The organism is Micromonospora sp. CNZ285, assembly GCF_004637285.1.
In genome coordinates this window covers 1,817,471-1,836,045 of sequence record NZ_SPQD01000001.1, presented here as the reverse complement: position 1 = coordinate 1,836,045, position 18,575 = coordinate 1,817,471, and the positions used below count along the sequence as shown (strand labels likewise).

Genomic DNA, 18,575 nt, shown 5'->3' with positions numbered 1-18,575 from the left:
GGTCGGAGCGCGTCTCCTACCAGGGGAGGAGGCCGGGCGGTCAGTCCGGCAGCCGGGGCATCTCGACGCCCGGGTCGCGGCCGAGCAGCACGCCACGGGTCAGCGCCCGCGAGCCGAAGCGGTCCCGTACCGCGTCGACGGCGGCGTCCAGCGCCGGGCCGGGTTCGGCGGTGAACGGCAGGGTGAGCTGCGTGTGCCCGGCACCGAGGTTGCCCACCGAGACGCCGAGCAGCGTGACGCCCCGTTCCGCGATCTGCGGCAGCGCGGCGCGCAGCAGGTCACGGGCGGCGGCCCGCAGCGGCCCGGTCTGCGCGGTCGGCTCGTCGAGGGTGTGCGACCGGGTGGCGCGGGTGTAGTCGGCGAAGCGCAGCCGCAGCGTCACCGTGCGGCCGGTGCGCCGGGCGGCGCGCATCCGGCCGGTGACCCGGTCGACCAGCCCGGCCAGCACCGCGTCCAGGTCGGCGGGGGAGTGCGGCCCGCGTCCCAGCGCGTGCTGCGCGCCCATCGAGGAGCGCCGGCGGCCCACCTGCACCGCCCGTGGGTCGCGGTTGTGCGCAAGGGCGTGCAGGTGCCGCCCGGCGCCCGCGCCGAGCAGCGACACCAGCGCCGGCTCGTCCAGCCGGGCCACCTGCCCGACGGTACGGATGCCGCGGTCGCGCAGCCGCGCGGCGGTGACCGGGCCGACGCCCCACAGCCGTTCGACAGGCAGCGGGTGCAGGAACGCCAGTTCCCGGTCCGGCTCGACGACCAGCAGCCCGTCCGGCTTCGCCACGCCGCTGGCCACCTTCGCCAGGAACTTCGTCCGGGCCACGCCGACGGTGATCGGCAGGCCGACCTCGCGGCGTACCCGCTCCCGCAGCGTGGCCGCGACGGCGGCCGGCGCTCCGGCGAGCCGCCGCAGCCCACCCACGCCGAGGAACGCCTCGTCGATGCTGAGCCCTTCGACGAGCGGGGTGGTGTGCCGGAAGATCTCGAACACCGCCCGGCTGGCGGACGTGTACGCGGCCATCCGGGGCGGCACCACGACGGCGTCCGGGCAGAGCCGCCGCGCCTGCCGGCCGCCCATCGCGCTGCGCACGCCCCGGGCCTTGGCCTCGTAGCTGCACGCGAGCACCACGCCGCCGCCGACGATCACCGGCCGGCCGCGCAGGCGGGGGTCGTCGCGCTGCTCGACCGAGGCGTAGAACGCGTCCAGGTCGGCGTGCAGGATGGTGGCCTCGCTCGACACCCGGCCATCCTCGCACACCTGTTCGAATAGGCGGGACTGACCTGCCCGGACGCGGACGACCGGCCGGCGGGAACACCCGCCGGCCGGTCGTCTGCGGTCACCGTCCGTAGACCTCGAACTCGTAGAGCGAGAAGCCGTACGAGGTGGCCCGGGTGACGCCGTACATCCGCACGTAGCGGGCGCTGACCGGGGCGAACGTCACGTTGTCGACGCCGCCGTTGCCGGCGGTGGTGCTGAACACCGGCTGCCAGGAGTTGCCGTCACCGGAGACCTCGATCCGGTAGCCGGTGGCGTAGGCGGCCTCCCAGCGCAGCACCGCCCGGCTGATCGTCCGGGCCGAGCCGAGGTCCACCCGCAGCCACTGGTTGTCGTTGTAGCTGCTGGCCCACCGGGTGCCGAGGCTGCCGTCGACCGCCTTCGCCGGGGTGTTGCTGGTCAGGAACTGCGTGCTGGACGCGGTGGCGGTACGGCCCTGCGCCAGGTTGGTCACCGCGTCGCCCCGGCGCGCCGGGAACGAGACGACCTGCTGGTACGTGGGCCGGTTCTGCCAGGCGATCAGCGGGTGGGTGATGCCGCCGAGCCCGGACTGGGCGATCGAGTCCGCGCACCACTGGTCGCCCGCCCCGCACGACGAGTCGCCCGGGTAGACGGTGGTCGCCGGCGCCGCCGCGGCCTGGCCGAGCGTGTCCAGCAGCGCCTGCCGGCACGCGCCCAGGTTGCCGTTGCCGCAGTACGTGCGCCCGAGCCCGCCGGCCACCGGGTCGCCGAGCACGGCCCGCAGGTCCTTGTCGACGTAGCCCCACCAGCCGTACTGGAACGCCGAGCCCTTGTGCGCCTGGCCCTGCGCCGCCCAGTTCACGGTGCCGTCGCGGGCGCCGTTCTGGCCGCCCGAGGGCGCCTCGTTGACCTGGAGGGCGCCGACGAGCGCGCCGTACAGGTCGGGGCCGAGGCCGGGACGGAACTGCGCCGAGGCCAGCAGCGGCCACCAGGCGTCGAAGATCCGGATGGCCTCGGCGTGCTGGTAGACCTTCGAGCCGGGTGACGTCTCCACCCGCCGCGACCCGGCCTGTTGCCAGGCCCGCAGCTTGGTCACCGCGGCGGCCAGCGCCGGGTCGGTGACCGGCGTGCTGTCCAGCACCCGCAGCAGTTCGCCGAGGACCTGCTGGCCGCGCAGGTCGGTCACCGCCGCCTCGGCGGTGATCCGCACGATGTCGGCGCGGCCGACCTTGCGCTGGGCGATGGCCGCCTTCACCGGCCCGTCGAGCAGTTGACCCCGGTGCACCGCGCCGTAGCTGAAGTTGCCGTCGGCCGCGCCGAAGTCACGCGCCTGCTTGTTGTTCCAGCTGACGTAGTAGTCCTGGTTGACCGACTGCGGGTGGGCCGACGCCGGGGCGTACGTGGCGTCGTTGGTGTCCGGGTTCCAGCCGGCCCACTCGTACGCCGGCTCCGCCTTCGCGGGCAGGTTCGGGTCGAGCCCGGACGGCCGGACCGGGTTGGAGCCGGAGTTGTAGTACGCCGCCTCGGTCGAGTTGACGTAGAACCAGTTGAACGCGTACCCGACGCTGGCCGCGGACGCCTGGAACGCCGCCGCGCTGCCCATCGCCGCCGGGTCGTTGTACGCCTGGAAGCCGATCGCCGAGTCGGCCTCGTGCCGGTAGGTGGAGCGCAGCTTGGTGAACGCGGTGGGCTGCCCGTTCACCAGCCCTCGGTAGGCCACCAGCCCGTACTTGGTGCGCAGCGAGCGCAACGTGTATGCGCCGGCCGGGGTGGAGTCGGCGAGCGTCGGCGACCAGGAGTTGCGCTTCTCCAGCACCTCCATGGCGACGCACTGGCCGCGGTAGAGGTAGCGGTTGGAGCGCAGCGTCGGCGCGCTGCCGTCGGTGGTGCACAGCGGCACGGCGTACGTGTCGGTCAGGTCCTGCGAGGCGGAGGTGGCGCTCCACGCGTAGTCCTGGCCGCGGCCGAGCAGCACGTAGAGGTTCAGCCCGGCGAACGCGGCGCCGCGCGCGCTGATGCCCGGCCCCTGGAGTTCCTGGAGCATGAGCAGCTGCGGGGCGAAGTAGCCGGTCTGCGGGCCGAACACGGCCACCGGGTTGCCGGTGGTGGTGTGCCGGCCGGAGACCACCACCGCGTTGGACATGCCGTGCGCCCGCAGGTTGGACAGGCCGCCGACCAGGTCCTTGGTGGTGGCGCTGCTGCCGGTGCGGGCGGCGGCTCCGCCGGTGGCGTCGTACGCGAGCGGCTCGGCGACCACCGTGCCGGCGTCGGGCAGCACCGCGCTGGTGGCACCGGGCGGCGCCGCGCCGTACGGGAAGCTCTGCCCGTCGTGCAGCGTCAGCACGGTCTCCGGGTCGTTCTGCGAGCGGAACGCCGTCCAGACCCGGTCGCCCTCGGTCGGGCCGTACTTGGCCCGGGCGGCCACCCGGACCAGCGCGGACTGCATCTCGCTGCCGCCGCCCCCGCCGAACAGCCCGCCGATGACACCGGCGGTGGCGATCAGGTCGGTCATGGTGAAGTGCTTCGGCTTCCCGGCGCCGGTGAGCACGTACTCGCCGGGGTAGTTGTCGTCGGCGATCGACTTGTCGATGTAGGCGTTGATGCCGGCGATGTAGTCGACGACGTCGGTGTAGAGCTGCTGGCCCCGGGTGCCCTTGAGGCGCAGCGCGTCCACCTGGGCCTGGAGGTCCGCCTCGGTGTAGGGCGAGTTGGCCCAGACGCTCTGCTCCAGCTCGCGGTTGCCCGGCGCGCCGCCGGCGAACGAGCTGACGTTGCCGCGGCCGACGTGCCGCAGCAGGTCCATCACCCAGAGCCGGTCCTGGGCGCCGGCGTACCCGGCGCCGAACATGGTGCCGGAGCGGGTGGTGCCGGTGACGTGCGGGACGCCGGTGGCCTTGTCCCGCACGATGGTGACGTCCGAACGCGGCGAGATCCTGCTCTCGACCTGGGCGTCGGGGACGCCGAACGAGGCGTCGTTGTAGAAGTGGGCGATCTGCTCGTCGGTCAGCCCGGCGTAGTTGTAGACCAGGTTGGCGTACTCGTCGAGCTGGTCGCTGGAGTGCGCGGGGCGGGTGCCGAGCGCCTGGTGGGCCAGGATGCCGGCGAGCGTGGCGTTGCCGTTCTGCCCGGGGGGCAGGATGTCGGCGCACTGGCCGAGGCAGTAGTCGTCGGGGGTGAACGTGGTGGCGGCGAGCGCCGGTGACGGCGCGATGACCGTCAGGACGCTCGCGGTGAGGGCGGCGGCGGTGAGCGCCGCGAGGCGGGCACGGATGGCGGGTGATGGCATGGCGATCCTCCGGGGGACGCGGAGTAGGGCCGTTCGGTACGCCCGGCTGACGGCGTCTCGGCCTCCGTGCCCGGGCGTTCTGCCCGGAGGTGAGAATGACTCATATCTATCTGCGGGCAATGATCGGCGCACCACCGCCGTCCGGGATAGCCGTCGTTCACCAGTCGTCAATGCCGACGTTTCGCCGCGATCCAGGCCGCAACGACGCGGTGGGGGTGGCGCCGTTGCCACCCCCACCGCTCTCCCCGCCGGTGCGCCGTCAGTGCTTGTGGAACGACTGGCGCACCACACCCCCCACCAGCGCGCACCAGGTAGTGGTGCTGATCTTGCCGTTGGGCGGTAGTCCGTGCAGGCGCTGGAGGTCCTTCACCGCCGTGCGGGTGGCGTGGTCGTACTCGCCGGTCGGGGTGACCTCGGCGTAGCCCTTGGAGGCGAGCATGGACTGCGCGGCCACCACCGGGACGCCCGACGACTTCTGGTCCAGCTCCGGGGCCAGGGTCTCCCAGGTCGGCGCCGTGAGCGTGGCGTCGACGTCGACCGGGATGCCGTTGCGCGCCTGCCAGTCCTGCACCGCCGCGACGGTCGCCGCGTCGAACACGCCGGTCACCGGCACGGTGTAGCCGCGGAACGTGAGCAGGTACTGCGCGACCTGGACCACCGGGCCGCCGACGAAACGCCAGATGTCCGGCCAGCGGCGGGCCGGCACGTCGCCCAGCTTCGTGCCCAGCTTCGTGAACACCGCTCGCCGCAGCGCCGGGAACTCCCGGTAGAACATCGCGCCCGGGCAGAGCGTGGCCCGGAAGTCCCAGTGACCGAAGATGTCGTGCGCGTGCAGCCCGTACTGCCGGCAGATCGCGGTGCACAGCCGGGCGAGGGAGTCGAGCAGCTCCTCCGGCGGCGTCTCGGTGACGTAGGTGCCCTCGTTCTCGATGCCGATGGCCCGCCCGTTCTCGCCTGGGCAGTGCGCGGCGATCATCTGCCGGTCGCCGGCCCGCAGCCGGTCCAGGCTGCCGTGCCGTCCCTCCAGGACGTGACCGCCGCGGCTCACCGTGAAGTGCTGCCCGGTGTCGGACCAGCCGTTGCCGTCCATGTGCAGGTCCTGGCAGTCGCGGGCGAGCTGCTTGGCGTGCTCCTCGGAGTAGTCGGTGACGTTCGGGAACGCCATGTGGTGCACGATGATCTTGTTGGTCGGGATCGCGCTCACCGACAGCGGGTCGGCCGGCGGGCGGGCGGCCCACTCGTCGCAACTGATGATCCAGTCGAGGTCCGCGCCCGGCGCGGCCTGCGCGGCGGCCGGCAGGGCGAGCTCACTGCCGACGACCGCGACCGCTGCGGCGCCGAGACCGGCCCGCAGCAGCGTACGGCGGTCCAGCTCGGGGTGGTCGAAGTGCATCTCGCCTCCTCGATGGCCCGGCCGGCGCCGGGCGATGTAAAGGAACTGCAACGACTGCGCGCGTGGTGGAGAATATTGCCAAGCTCGCGCGGCGCGCCAGAGGACAAAAGCGACGTTCACCGGCCGGTGAGCCGGTTGCTCCTACCGCCGGAGTAGGCGATCTCACGTCCGCTGACCGGGACGGACCATGGTCTTCCGCGACCGGCCGTGGCAGCCTGGGCCCGTGCAGTCGCCCAGCCTGACCGGGATCGTCGTGCTCGTCGCGGTGCTCGCGGCCGCCACCGTGTTCGGCTGGTGGCGCCGCCGCCACGACGGGCGGCTGCGTGCCGTCCGGAAGCGCCCATCGGCCGCCGACGCGCCGCACCGGGCCACCCTCACCGCCCTCGGGGTACGCCCCGGCGAGGTCACGCTGGTGCAGTTCTCCGCCCCGGTCTGCGCGCCCTGCCGGGCCGCCCGCCGGGTGCTCGCCGACGTCGCCGCCCGCCTCGACGCTGTCGCGGTGCTGGAGGTCGGCGTGGACGCACACCTCGACGCGGCCCGGGAACTGGACGTGTGGCGTACCCCGACGGTGCTGGTGGTGGACGCCGCCGGCCGCGTGGTGCGCCGCGCCGCCGGCGTGCCCGACCGCGACGACCTGATCGACGCGCTCACGGCCGGGGCGGCGCGATGACCGGCGTACGGCTGACCCGCCGCCGGGTGGTGGACCACGGCCGGCTCGCCACGAGCCTCTGTGCGGCGGCGCGTCCCGCCTGACCGACCGCCCCCCGCACGAACGGACCCACCCCATGCTGCTCGACCCCCGGGGACCGCGCTTCGCCGCCGTCCTCACCACAGTCGTCCTCGCGATCGTCCTCGTCACCGGCTCCGGGCTGCTCCTGCTCGCCCAGGCCGTGGTGTTCGCGCTCACCGCCCTGAACCCGCGCGTCGGGCCGTACGGCCTGCTGTTCCGCGCCCTGGTGGCGCCCCGGCTGGACCCGCCGGCGGAGCTGGAGCCGGTCGCGCCGGTGCGCTTCGCCCAGGTCGTCGGCCTGGTCTTCAGCGTCGCCGGCGCGGCCGCCTGGTTCGCCGGGCTGCCCGCGCTCGGCCTGGCCGCCACCGGCGCGGCGCTGGCCGCCGCCTTCCTCAACGCCGCGTTCGGGCTCTGCCTCGGCTGCGAGGCGTACCTGACGATCCGGCGGCTGGCCGGACGCCCGCTCGCCGCCCGGGTGGCGGTGCCCCCGCGCTGAGGTTGCGCCCGTACGCTGGCTCCGGCGGACGGGGGGAGTGGCATGGCGGGTCGCGGGCGGCTGGACCGGCGCAGCGTGCTCGTCGCCGCGGGCGGGCTGGCGGTCGCCGGGATCGGCGTGCCGATCGGGCTGGCCGCCACGAACGACGGGCCGCCGCCCGCGCCGCGCGGCCGGCGGCCGGTCAGCATGGCGATGCACCTGCACGCCTCGTTCAGCGAGGGCGTGGCCAGCTACGCCGCCCACCTCGACCAGGCCCGCCGCAACGGCGTCGACGTGCTCTGGTGGACCGACCACGACTTCCGGGTCGCCGCCCACGACCACCGCCGGGTCGTCCACTTCGACGGCCCGGAGGAACGCGAGGGCGGCCTGGCCTGGACCTGGCAGCCCGCCACCGAGGGACGGCTGAGCGTCTCGGCCGCCGACTTCGTGGACGCGCCGGACGCCCTCGACGGCCCGGGCCGCGCGCTGCGCCTCACCGCCGCCGGTTCCGGCACCCTCTGGTACGCGGGCAAGGCGTGGAACTGGACGCACACCGCCAACATCTCCGACACCACACTGCACCTCGACGTACGCCCCGAAGCGGCCGGCCGGGACGCCACGCTCACCGTGGAACTCGCGCTGTCGCACCACCCGGCCGGACCCGGCCGGCCCGCCGGGCAGCTCGTGCTGCGGTACCGCCTCGGCGGCGTGGACACGGTCCGGCACACGGTGGACGGCCGCCACGGCACCGTCGAGCTGCCCGCCCCGCCCGGCGCCTGGCGGCGGCACACGTTCGACGTGCTCGCCGACGTACGGCGGCTCTGGCCGGACCTGGTCGCCGGGGACAACTCGCTGCGCGGGCTGCGCCTCGGCGTGACGGCGGCCGGTGGCGGGCGTGGCGCGTACCTGGTGGACCGGCTCGTCTTCGACCGCGCCCGCCGCGCCGGCCAGGCGGGCGAGGAGCTGCGCGCCGAGGTGCTGCGCGGCTACGACGGCGCGTACCCCGGCGTCACCCACCACCGGGCGTACGAGGTGTCGATGGTGCGGCACCTCAACTGGTTCGGCGGCGACGGCACGCTGCCGCGCTTCCCGTCCCCGCCGTATCGGGACAACGACGTCGACGCCACCGAGCGGATGGTGGAGTTCCTGCACGCGCACGGCGGCGTGGTGTGCTGGAACCATCCGCTGGACACCGAACGCCGGGAATCCCTGGCCCGCCTCCTGGTCAGCCGGAACGCGCTCGGCGTCGACCTGATCGAGATCGGACGCCGGCCGGTCGAGGACCACCTCTGGGCGTACGACGTGGCGGCCCGCAACGCGATCCCGCTCACCGCCGTGGGGGTCACCGACGACCACGACGGCACCGACTGGCGGGCCGGCCGGGACCGCAACGTCACCTCGGTGTGGGCGGCCTCGACCGGCCGGGACGACCTGGTCGCGGCGCTGCGCGCCGGGCAGGCGTGGTTCGCCGACCTGACCGGCTACCGGGGCGCACTGGACCTGGAGCTGGGCGGCCGCAGCGCGATGGGCGCGCTCGCCGTGCTCGCCGAGGACACCGTCACGGTGCGGCTGCGCGCGACCGACCTGCCGGCCGGGGCCACGCTGGAGACGGTCACCGGCGAGGTCGACCGGGCCGGTGTCGCGGACCCGACACCGGCGGTCCGGGTCGGGCAGGTCCCGTGGCGGCAGTTGCGGCAGGGCTGGCACGACCTGCCGGTGCGCGTCGGTGCCGGCACGTACGTCCGCACCCAGGTACGCGACCGCGACGGCGAGATAGTGGGCGCGAGCAACCCCCTCTGGCTGCTCCGCACCCCTCCACCCGCAGGCATCCCCGCACCCCGCCGCTTCTGACCCGCGCCCCCGCTCCTTCTTGTTGATCATGAAGTTGGCGGCGATGTCTGTCCGCTTTGTCCCTGTCAACTTCATGATCGACGAGGTGACGGCGGTTGCCGGGGTCTGGTAATCGTGGCGGTGTGTCCGATACCGACCACCTGGCGTGCGGCGCCGCGCCGCGCGGAGAACCGGGCGCCGACCGGCGTCCGGAAGCAGCCGTTGCGGCGATGGCCGGCGGCTGCGCCACGGTGAGAATGACGAGCGAGGCGGCGTCCGACATCCGCCCGTGGGACGCCGTGGAGTCTGTCGCATGAGCGGCTGGGAACTGTCCGGATACACCCCGGTCCGCCGGCTCGGCGCCGGCGCGTCGGGCAGCGTCGTGCTCGCCACCCACGACGCGACCGGCACCCCCGTCGCGATCAAGTACCTGATCCGCGACCTGGGCGAGGACTCGGCGTTCCGGACCGCGTTCCGCACCGAGGCCCGGCTCCTCGGCGAGATCGACGACCCGCACGTCAGCCGCCTCTACGAGTACGTGGAGAGCCCGCACGGCGCGGCCATCGTGATGGAACTGGTCGACGGCGTCTCCCTGCGCCAGATGCTGCGCGAACACGGCCCGACCACACCCGAGGCCGCGCTATGCGTCCTCAAGGGCTCACTCGCCGGCCTGGCCGCCGCACACGCCCACGGTGTCGTGCACCGCGACTACAAACCGGAGAACGTGCTGGTCAACGGCACCGGGCTGAGCAAACTCGCCGACTTCGGCATCGCCATGCCGATCGGCCAGGGCTCCGACACCACGGTGTCCGGCACGCCCCGCTACATGGCCCCCGAGCAGTGGACCGGTGCCCCGGCAAGCCCCGCGTGCGACGTCTACGCCGCCACCGCCACGTTCTTCGAGTGCCTCACCGGCCGCCCCCCGTACCAGGGACCGGACCTGCTCTCCCTGCGCGACCAGCACGCCAGCGCGCCGATCCCCGCCCAGGCGGCACCCCCGCCGGTGCACGAACTGCTGCGCCACGGCATGGCCAAACGCCCCGACGAGCGTCCGCCGTCCGCCGAGGCGTTCCTGGACCTGCTGGAACAGGTCGCCGGCACCGGCTACGGCCCGGAATGGGAGGAACGCGGGCTGCGCGAGCTGGCCCGGCGGGCAGTGCTGCTGGCCGCGCTGTGGCCGTTCCCGGACCGGGCCGAGGGCGCCACCGCCGTCGCGCACACCGAACTCGGCACGACCACCACCGGCCGGGCCGGACGGTTCCGCAAGGGCCGCGCCCGCACCGCGCTCGCCGCCGGCGCCCTGGTCGCCGCCGTCCTGGCCGGGGGCGCCGGCTACAGCTACGCCGCCCACGACGACACGTCCGCCGCGGGACCGACCGGCCCGGCGAGCGCCGCTCCCGTCACCACCGGCGTACCCGTACCGGACCCGACCGGCACCGCGACGCCGAGCCCGTCACCGACGCCCAGCCCGTCCACCGTGTCCGCCGCGCCGCCACCTCCCGCGCCGTCGGCCACCCCCGACCCGACCGGGACGCCGACCCGTGCCGGCACGCCCACCCCCAGCGCGTCGCGCACCAGCAGCCCACCGCCACCGGACGTGACAGCGCCGGTCGTGGACGGCGTCAGCGCCGACCCGGGCGAGCTGGACCCGAAGGGATGCCCCTACGGCGCCAAGAGCAGCACCGTCACCGCCACCGTCACCGACGACCGCAGCGGCCCGGCCGCGCTCACAGTCACCTTCGGCTACACCGTCGACGGCGCCACCGGCACGATCCGGATGGCCGCCGCCGGGCGCGGGCTGTTCACCGGCACGCTCGGCCCGCTGTCCACGCCCAAGCGCAGCGCCCGCATCCCCGTCCGGGTCACCGCCGCCGACGCCGCCGGCAACACGACCACCTCGACGTCACCGGTGTACGTGACGCTCTACCACGACTGCACCCCTGGCTAGGAGTACGACAGTGCCCGCTGCCCCGCACCGCAGCCCGTCCCGGGGACGGTCGGCGTGACCCGCCCCGACGAGCCCACCGAGGCGCTGCCCACCCGCGCCCTGCCGATCACCGGCGACGCGGACGCCGCCGAGCCCACCGTCCACCTGGTCCGCCCCCGAGCCGACGCCGACTCGACGGTGCCGCTCGCCGTCACGCAGGCGGAGTCGACTGCCGAGAAAGCGAAGCCGACCGTCCGGCTCGCCGTCGACACCCCGGCGGCGACCGGCAGGTCGGAGCCCACCGTCCACCTCCCCGGGGCAGCCGACCATTCATCCACCGCCGAACCCACGGTCCACCTGGCCGCGATCCCCGGCGGGGACGACCGCACCGCAGACCTCGCCGCCTCAGCCACGCCGACGCCGCCCGATGCCGAACCGACCATGCACTTGAGGCCGGGCCGGGCAGACGACGCGGACGAGGCGACCGTTCATCTCCCGGCGGCTCCGGACAGCAGGGCGGGGGAGCAGACAGTGAGCCTGCGTCCGGCCTCGGACGGCTCGGCGAGCGAGGCGACGGTCCACCTCGGCGCGGCTCCGGACGGTCCAACCGACGAGCAGACGGTGAGTCTGCGGTCGGCTCCGGTCGATCCGGCGGGCGAGGCGACGGTCCAGATGCGCCCGGCACCGGCAAGTGCGACCGGACAGGCCACCGTCTACCCGCGTCCGCCGGCGGAGCCGACTGGGCGCCCCGGCGCGGAACCGACAGCGTCGTGGCAGCCCACCGCCTCCTGGCAGCCCACAGGCGTACCGCATCAGGGTCACACCACCGGGACGGCGGCGACGGGCGCCGGGGCGTACCCGGATCGGACCGGCCACGCGAGGGCGGCGAGTGACGTGCCGGCCCCGGGCGGCGAGCTGCGCTTCGGGCCGGGCGTGCCGGCGACGCCGCCGCCCGCGCCGCCCTGGCCCACCGCACCGCCGATCCGCCCGCGTCCGGTCTGGCGTCGCGTCGTCTCGGTGCTGTCCACGCTGCTCACCGTGGTGCTGCTGCTGACTGTCGGCCTCTACCTGTGGCAGCGGCTGCGCCCGCTGGAGGTCGAGGGGGTCATTGTCGCGGTGCCCCGGCCGGCGGGTGTCGCCTGCGACGTGACTGTCGACGTGGTGGCCACCGTGCGCACCAACGGGCGCGGCGGAACGATCAGATACCAGTGGTTCCGCTCCGACGCGCCGCCCGGCGCCGTGCTCACCGAGCGGGTCGGCAGCGGGCAGCACACGGCGGCGCTCACCCTGAAGTGGACGTTCAGCGGGGCCGGGACGACCACCGGGATCGCCACCGTCAACATCATCGAACCGTCGACGGCGCAGGCCAGTACCCGGGTCGTCTACCGCTGTCCCGGCGGCTGACGCGTTTCCCCGCGCGCGGGTCCGGGTAGCCCCACCCGAACAAACCTGGACCACGTACGTGGAGGCCCTTCGATGAGAGACAACTTCGGGGACGCGGTGGGCGACGCGTTCCGTTCGGTGATGCTGTTCCTGCCCAAGGCGGTCGCGTTCGTCGCGATCCTGATCGTCGGCTGGCTGATCGCCAAGGCCGTGCTGAAGCTCGTGGACAAGGTCCTGGAGCGGGTCCACTTCGACCGGGCCGTCGAGCGCGGCGGGATCAAGACCGCGCTGGCCCGCTCGAAGTACGACGCCAGCGACATCGTCGCGAAGCTGGCCTACTACGGCGTACTGCTGGTGACGCTGCAACTCGCGTTCGGCATCTGGGGCCCGAACCCCATCTCCGACCTGATCGCCGGCGTGATCGCCTGGCTGCCGCGGGCGTTCGTCGCCATCGTCATCGTGGTGGTCGCCGCGGCCATCGCCCGCGCGGTGAAGGACATCATCTCCAGCGCGCTCGGCGGCCTCTCCTACGGCCGGGTGCTGGCGAACCTCGCCTCGGTGTTCATCCTGGGCCTCGGCGTCATCGCCGCGCTCAACCAGATCGGCGTCGCCACCACGGTCACCACCCCGGTGCTGATCGCGGTGCTCGCCACCGTGGGCGGCATCCTGGTCGTCGGCGTCGGCGGCGGGCTGGTCCGGCCGATGCAGAGCCGCTGGGAGAACTGGCTGACCCGGGCCGAGGAGGAGTCGCGGACCATCGCCACGCACGCCCGCGCGTACCAGGCCGGCCGTCGTGACGTCGAGGCCCGCCTGGCCGCCACCGGCCCGTACGCGGACTCCGAGCTGACCCAGCCGGTGAGCCGCGACGCCGAGGCGGACCGCACGCAGCCGGTCCCGGCCCACCCGGCCACCACGGCCGCCGCGAGTGAGGACCCCACCGAGCCGGTGCCGTCGCCGGCGGGCGCGGAGGCCACGCAGCACATTCCGGCGTACGCCGACTCCGACCGCACCCAGCCGACCACACCGCGTCAGCCGACCGCCGAGCAGGCCGCGGACAGCGAGGCCACCATGGTCATCCCGCAGGCCGACGTGGAGAAGTTCCGCCGCTGACCCGACAGCGGCGACGAATCGGGGCGGGACCGCACGGTCCCGCCCCGATCTCGTGCCCGCCGGGGGACAACCGGAGCGCCTCGCGGCGGATAGGATCCCGGCATGACCTGGCGATGTTGATGCCTTCCTGAGCGACGAGGCCGCGGGCCGCCGCGGACGCCGTGCATTCCGACCGGTGTCCGTCACGTCCCGTGGGAAGGTTCCATGCTCGTCGCTCCTGCCCGCGTACCAGCGACCCGCCGTCTGGCGGCGACGCTCTACGGGTACGCGTTCCTCACCGACCTCGTCCTGCTCTACCCGCTCTACGTGCTGCTGTTCGCCGACACCGGGTTGTCGGTCGGGCAGATCTCCTCGCTGTTCGTGCTCTGGGCGGCCGCCGGCATCGTGCTGGAGGTGCCCTCCGGTGTGTGGGCCGACGCGGTGTCGCGCCGCCTGCTGCTCTGTCTCGCGCCGCTGCTGGCCGCCGCCGGGTTCGGGCTCTGGGTGCTGCTGCCGTCCTACCCGGCGTTCACCGTGGGGTTCCTGCTCTGGGGCGCCGGTGGCGCGCTGCGCTCCGGGGCGCTGGAGGCGCTCGTCTTCACCGAGCTGGAACGCCTCGGCGCGACCGACAGGTACGCCCGGCTGATCGGCCGGACCCGCACCGCCGAGGTGCTCGGCGCGGTCGGATCAGGGGTGCTCGCCGGGCCGGTGTACGCGCTCGGCGGCTACCTCGCTGTCGGCGCGGCGAGCGTGGCGACGTGCCTGCTGGCGGCCGCCGTCGCGGCCCGCTTCCCGGAGCACCGCCCACCGCCGGTCGCGCCGGTCCCGGGTGACCAGCCGGACGGGCCGGTCCGGGGTGACGAGCCGGGGAGCGGCCCGGTGACGACGAGCCCGGCTGGCTGGACAGCCTGCGCCTGGGCCTGCGCGAGGTGCGGGCCGACCGCCGCGTCCGCGCCGCCGTGCTGCTGGTCGCGGCCGTCACCGCAATCTGGGGTGGACTGGACGAGTACACCGGCCTGCTGGCCGCCGACACCGGCATGGCCGAGGTGGGCGTACCGCTGCTGCTCCTGCTGGTGTGGGCCGGGATGACTGTGGGCGGGCTGCTCGCGCCGCTGGGCGAGCGGCTGTCCCACAGCGGGTATGCCGGTCTGCTCGTGTTCGCGGCCGCGGCGACCGCCGCCGGGGCGCTGCTGCGGCACCCGGCGGGGTTCGTGCTGCTGGCGGCGGCGTTCGCCGCGTTCCAGCTGGCCACCGTGCTCGCCGACGTGCGGCTTCAGGCCCGGATCACCGGGTCGGCCCGGGCCACCGTCACCTCGCTCGCCGGAATGGCCACCGACCTGACCATCGTCGCCTTCTACGCCGGGTACGGGCTGCTCGCCGGTGCGGTGGGCAACCCGGCTGCCTTCGCGGTCGCGGTGCTGCCGTATTTGCTGGTGGCGCTCTGGCTGCTCACCGGTCGAGCATGAATCGCCAGAAAGGGGACCAATGGTCGCGTCTGCGGCCTAGCGTTGGTCCGGGAATTCGGGCGACCCCGGGAGACGATCGCGGTGACGGTGGAAGCAGAGCGCACGCTGCGCGACGAGGAGCTGACCGGGCTGGCGGACCTGGCCGCCCAGCTACGGGTGGACGCGATCAGGTGCAGCACGATGGCCGGCTCCGGGCACCCCACGTCCAGCCTGTCCGCCGCCGACCTGCTCGCCGTGCTCGTCGCCCGGCACCTGCGCTACGACTGGTCCTACCCGGGCAACCCCGGCAACGACCACCTGATCTTCTCCAAGGGGCACGCCTCCCCGCTGCTGTACGCGGTGTTCCGCGCCACCGGCGCGATCAGCGAGCAGGAGCTGCTGGAGACGTACCGGCGATCCGGGTCGCGCCTGCAGGGTCACCCCACGCCGGTGCTGCCCTGGGTGGACGTCGCCACCGGCTCGCTCGGGCAGGGCCTGCCGGTCGGCGTCGGGGTGGCGCTCGCCGCCCAGTACCTCGACCGGTCGCCCGCGCACGTCTGGGTGCTCTGCGGCGACAGCGAGACCGCCGAGGGATCGGTGTGGGAGGCGCTGGACAAGGCCGGCCACTACGGGCTGCGCAACCTCACCACGATCGTGGACGTCAACCGGTTCGGCCAGCGCGGCCCCACCGAACTGGAGTGGGACCTGGACACCTACCGGCGGCGCGTCGAGGCGTTCGGCTGCCACGCGATCGTGGTGGACGGCCACGACCTGGGCGCGATCGACGAGGCGTACGGGCAGGCACGCGACGCCACCGGGCCGACAGTGGTGCTGGCCCGCACGGTCAAGGGCAAGGGCGTACCCGAGGTCGAGAACGACCCGGCCTGGCACGGCAAGCCGTTCGACCCGGAACTGGCCGACCGGGCCGTGCGGGCGCTCGGCGGTCCCCGGCGCATCCGGGTCGCCGGACCGAAACCCCCTGCCGCGCCGCGCACCGCCCCGGCCGAGCACGGGCAGCCGGAACTGCCCCGGTACGAGCGCGGCGCGAAGGTCGCCACCCGGGACGCGTACGGTGACGCGCTGCGCGCCCTCGGCGCCGCCCGGCCCGACGTGGTCGCGCTCGACGGCGAGGTCAGCGACTCCACCCGGGCGGAGCGCTTCGCCGCCGCGTACCCGGATCGGTTCTTCCAGATGTTCATCGCCGAACAGCAGCTCGCCGCCGCGGCGGTGGGCCTGGCGGTGCGCGGCTACCGGCCGTTCGCGGCGACGTTCGCCGCGTTCTGGTCCCGGGCGTACGACTTCATCCGGATGGCGGGCGTGTCCCGGGCCGACATCGCGCTGGTCGGGTCGCACGCCGGGGTGGAGATCGGCGCGGACGGCCCGTCCCAGATGGGGCTGGAGGACATCGCGGCGCTGCGGGCGGTGCCCGGCTCCACGGTGCTGTGCCCGGCCGACGCGGTCTCCTGCGCGGCCCTCGTGGCCCAGATGCCCGACCACCCGGGCGTGAGCTACCTGCGCACGACGCGCGGCGCGTACCCGGTGCTCTACGACGACGCCGAGCCGTTCCCGATCGGCGGCAGCCGGATGGTGCGCGACGGCGGCGACGTGGCGCTGCTCGGCACCGGCGTGACGGTGCACCTCTGCCTCGCCGCCGCCGACGAACTGACCCGCGAGGGCATCGACGCCCGGGTGATCGACCTCTACTCGATCAAGCCGGTGGACCGGCAGCGCCTGGCCGAGACCGTCGTGGAGACCGGCGGGCGGCTCGTCGTGGTCGAGGACCACTACCCGGAGGGCGGGCTGGGGTCCGCGGTGCTGGAGTCGCTCGCCGACCTGGGCGAACCGGCCCGGGTCAACCACCTGGCGGTACGCGGGCTGCCCGGCTCCGGCACCCCCGCCCAGCAGTTCGACCGGGCCGGCATCGGCGTCTCGGCGATCGTCTCGGCGGCACGAGCCCTGGCCTGAGCGGTGCGGCGGCGTTTGCCGGGACCGGCGGCGGGTAGCCACGCTGCCGTTGCGACGGGAGGACCGATGATGGCCGAACCGGAGTTCTACGCGCGGGTGTCCGCCCGCGCCGGCGTGCCGGTGGAGACCGCCCGCGCGCTGACCGAGGCGACACTGCGCACGCTCGCCGAACGCATCAGCGGCGGCGAGGCCGACGACCTGTCCGCGCACGTCGCGCACGAGCTGCGTCCGCTGCTGGCCCGCGCCCGGGTCGAGGACCCCGAGGTCTTCGGGTACGACGAGTTCCTGCGCCGGGTCGCCGAGCGCTCCGGCGCGACCCCGTCCGACGCCGAGCGCGGCGCCCGGGCGGTGTTGCAGGCACTGCACCGGGTGATCGGGCCGGCCCAGTTCAACCGGGCGTTGTCCCAGCTGCCGCGCGAGATCGCCGAGCTGGCCCAGCCCACCCCGCGCCCGGCCTGACCGCGCCCGCCCTGACCCTCACTCGGGCAGCGCGTCGACGTAGACCCAGCGGCCGTCCTCGCGGGCGAAGCGGCTGTGCTCGGCCAGCACGCCCGCCCGGCCGCCCTCCCGGTAGTGCGCCCGGAACCGGACCGTCCCGGCGCTGTCGAACAGGCCGCCCTGCCCGGTCTCCACGATCTCCAGCCGGGTCCAGCGGGTGCCCCGGTCCAGCTCCAGCCGGTCCGGCCGGGTGGTGGAGTGCCAACTGTGCCGCAGGTACGCGGCGTCGCCGAGCGCGAACGCGCTGAACCGGGACCGCATCAGCGCCTCCGCTGTCGCCGCCGTCGCCTCGCCCCGGTGGACCGGACCGCAGCAGTCCGCGTACGGCCGGCCGGTGCCGCACGGGCAGGCCGCCGGACGTTCACCCGCGCCCTCGCGCGCCTTCCGTCTCGCCACCCGGCGATTCTCTCCCACACCACGACCGCCCTCGCCGCCGGTAGGCCGGGGACTCCCGGACGGGACAGGGTGAAAGGGCGCGCTGTCCGATGGCGAGGACGGTGGAGAGGGGCAGTCGACGGGGAGGCGGCTGAAGCCACAAGCGTCGGCTGACCGACCTCGTATAGTCGCCTCCATGATCACTCGTGGGGCCACGGCCGACGCCACCACCGGCGGTTCCGGCGTCCGGAACCTCCGCGACGCAGGCGGCGTCGGATCGTTGCGCCGTGGGGTCCTGTATCGCTCCGGCGCCCTGCATCTCCTGACGCCCGAGGGTGCCCGGGAGCTGGAGGATCTCGGGCTACGCACGGTCATCGACCTCCGCAGCGTCCGAGAGGTGGCCGACCGGCCGGACCGGTGTGCGGGTCTCGACGTCAAACACTGCCACTTTCCGGTGTTCACCGAGCAGAGCTGGCCGGACGACCAGGTGGCGCTGTACCCGTACATGGCTGAGCAGGCCGGTCGTGCCACCGTCGCGATCATCCGGCAGCTCATCGCCCCCGGTGCGGTACCTGCCCTGGTCCACTGCGCCTCCGGCAAGGACCGCACCGGAGTTGTCGTCGCCGTCATCCAGACTCTCCTGAACGCTTCCGATGCGGAGGTCACCCAGGATTTCCTGCGCTCGAACGCCGCTCTGGACCTCACCGGATCGCCGGCCGGCGCGGCGATCGGCCACGGCACCCGCCCGGTGACCGCGGCGCACCTGCTTCATGCCATGGTGTGGATCCGCAGCCATCACGGCTCGGTCTCCGCCTATCTCCAGGCTGCCGGCGCCACCGAGGCCGAACTGGAGGCCCTGCGGCGGGTGCTTGCCTGAAACGGTCGTGCCGCCGGCCGGTGCCGCACGTCTTCGCAATCGCTGCACCCACGATGCAGCCGCAGGCACTACGCTCC

13 protein-coding genes and 1 pseudogene are annotated in these 18,575 nt (G+C 74.4%); 10 read left to right on the top strand and 4 right to left on the bottom strand.

The annotated features are described in order from the left end of the window. Positions 1–40: 40 nt before the first annotated feature. The 3 genes from dinB to CLT75_RS08455 form a co-directional block, all read right to left on the bottom strand. The gene (dinB, locus tag CLT75_RS08465) at positions 41–1,228 is read right to left on the bottom strand and encodes a DNA polymerase IV (protein ID WP_135240280.1); all 1,188 of its coding nucleotides are present in this window, start codon (positions 1,226–1,228) and stop codon (positions 41–43) included. 97 nt (positions 1,229–1,325) lie between these two features. Next, the gene (locus CLT75_RS08460; protein ID WP_135240279.1) at positions 1,326–4,511 is read right to left on the bottom strand and encodes a penicillin acylase family protein; all 3,186 of its coding nucleotides are present in this window, start codon (positions 4,509–4,511) and stop codon (positions 1,326–1,328) included. Between the two features lie 259 nt (positions 4,512–4,770). Then, complete coding sequence (locus CLT75_RS08455) at positions 4,771–5,904, bottom strand: peptidoglycan recognition protein family protein (RefSeq protein ID WP_135240278.1); 1,134 nt, start codon at positions 5,902–5,904, stop codon at positions 4,771–4,773. 223 nt (positions 5,905–6,127) lie between these two features. On the opposite strand from CLT75_RS08455, the gene CLT75_RS08450 reads away from it, so the two are divergent. The 9 genes and pseudogenes from CLT75_RS08450 to CLT75_RS08410 all read left to right on the top strand — a co-directional run bounded on the left by CLT75_RS08450 (position 6,128) and on the right by CLT75_RS08410 (position 17,207). Beyond that, on the top strand, positions 6,128–6,574 hold the full coding sequence (locus CLT75_RS08450; protein ID WP_357001502.1) for a thioredoxin family protein: 447 nt from the start codon (positions 6,128–6,130) through the stop codon (positions 6,572–6,574). Positions 6,575–6,689: 115 nt separating this feature from the next. Beyond that, the gene (locus CLT75_RS08445) at positions 6,690–7,130 is read left to right on the top strand and encodes a DUF4395 domain-containing protein (RefSeq protein ID WP_135240276.1); all 441 of its coding nucleotides are present in this window, start codon (positions 6,690–6,692) and stop codon (positions 7,128–7,130) included. A 42-nt stretch (positions 7,131–7,172) separates the two neighbouring features. Next, positions 7,173–8,960, top strand: coding sequence for a hypothetical protein (locus tag CLT75_RS08440; RefSeq protein ID WP_135240275.1), 1,788 nt, complete (start codon positions 7,173–7,175; stop codon positions 8,958–8,960). 292 nt (positions 8,961–9,252) lie between these two features. Further along, positions 9,253–10,887 (top strand): serine/threonine-protein kinase, encoded by a 1,635-nt coding sequence (locus CLT75_RS08435; protein WP_135240274.1) that lies wholly within the window; start codon positions 9,253–9,255, stop codon positions 10,885–10,887. Positions 10,888–10,941: 54 nt separating this feature from the next. Beyond that, complete coding sequence (locus tag CLT75_RS08430) at positions 10,942–12,270, top strand: hypothetical protein (RefSeq protein WP_135240273.1); 1,329 nt, start codon at positions 10,942–10,944, stop codon at positions 12,268–12,270. Between the two features lie 72 nt (positions 12,271–12,342). After that, positions 12,343–13,359 (top strand): mechanosensitive ion channel family protein, encoded by a 1,017-nt coding sequence (locus CLT75_RS08425; RefSeq protein WP_135240272.1) that lies wholly within the window; start codon positions 12,343–12,345, stop codon positions 13,357–13,359. A 204-nt stretch (positions 13,360–13,563) separates the two neighbouring features. Continuing rightward, positions 13,564–14,804, top strand: a pseudogene (locus CLT75_RS08420) (MFS transporter). Positions 14,805–14,885: 81 nt separating this feature from the next. Then, positions 14,886–16,748, top strand: a complete 1,863-nt coding sequence (locus tag CLT75_RS08415; RefSeq protein WP_135240271.1) for a transketolase — start codon at positions 14,886–14,888, stop codon at positions 16,746–16,748. A 69-nt stretch (positions 16,749–16,817) separates the two neighbouring features. Beyond that, complete coding sequence (locus tag CLT75_RS08410) at positions 16,818–17,207, top strand: DUF2267 domain-containing protein (RefSeq protein WP_135240270.1); 390 nt, start codon at positions 16,818–16,820, stop codon at positions 17,205–17,207. An 18-nt stretch (positions 17,208–17,225) separates the two neighbouring features. Here the strand turns inward: CLT75_RS08410 and CLT75_RS08405 are convergent, their stop codons facing one another. Further along, positions 17,226–17,642 carry a YchJ family metal-binding protein gene (locus CLT75_RS08405; protein WP_135240269.1) on the bottom strand — a complete coding sequence of 139 codons (417 nt, stop codon included), beginning with the start codon at positions 17,640–17,642 and terminating at the stop codon, positions 17,226–17,228. 175 nt (positions 17,643–17,817) lie between these two features. Here CLT75_RS08405 and CLT75_RS08400 point away from each other — a divergent pair, with 175 nt between their 5' ends. Further along, positions 17,818–18,498, top strand: a complete 681-nt coding sequence (locus tag CLT75_RS08400; RefSeq protein WP_135240268.1) for a tyrosine-protein phosphatase — start codon at positions 17,818–17,820, stop codon at positions 18,496–18,498. Positions 18,499–18,575: the final 77 nt, after the last annotated feature.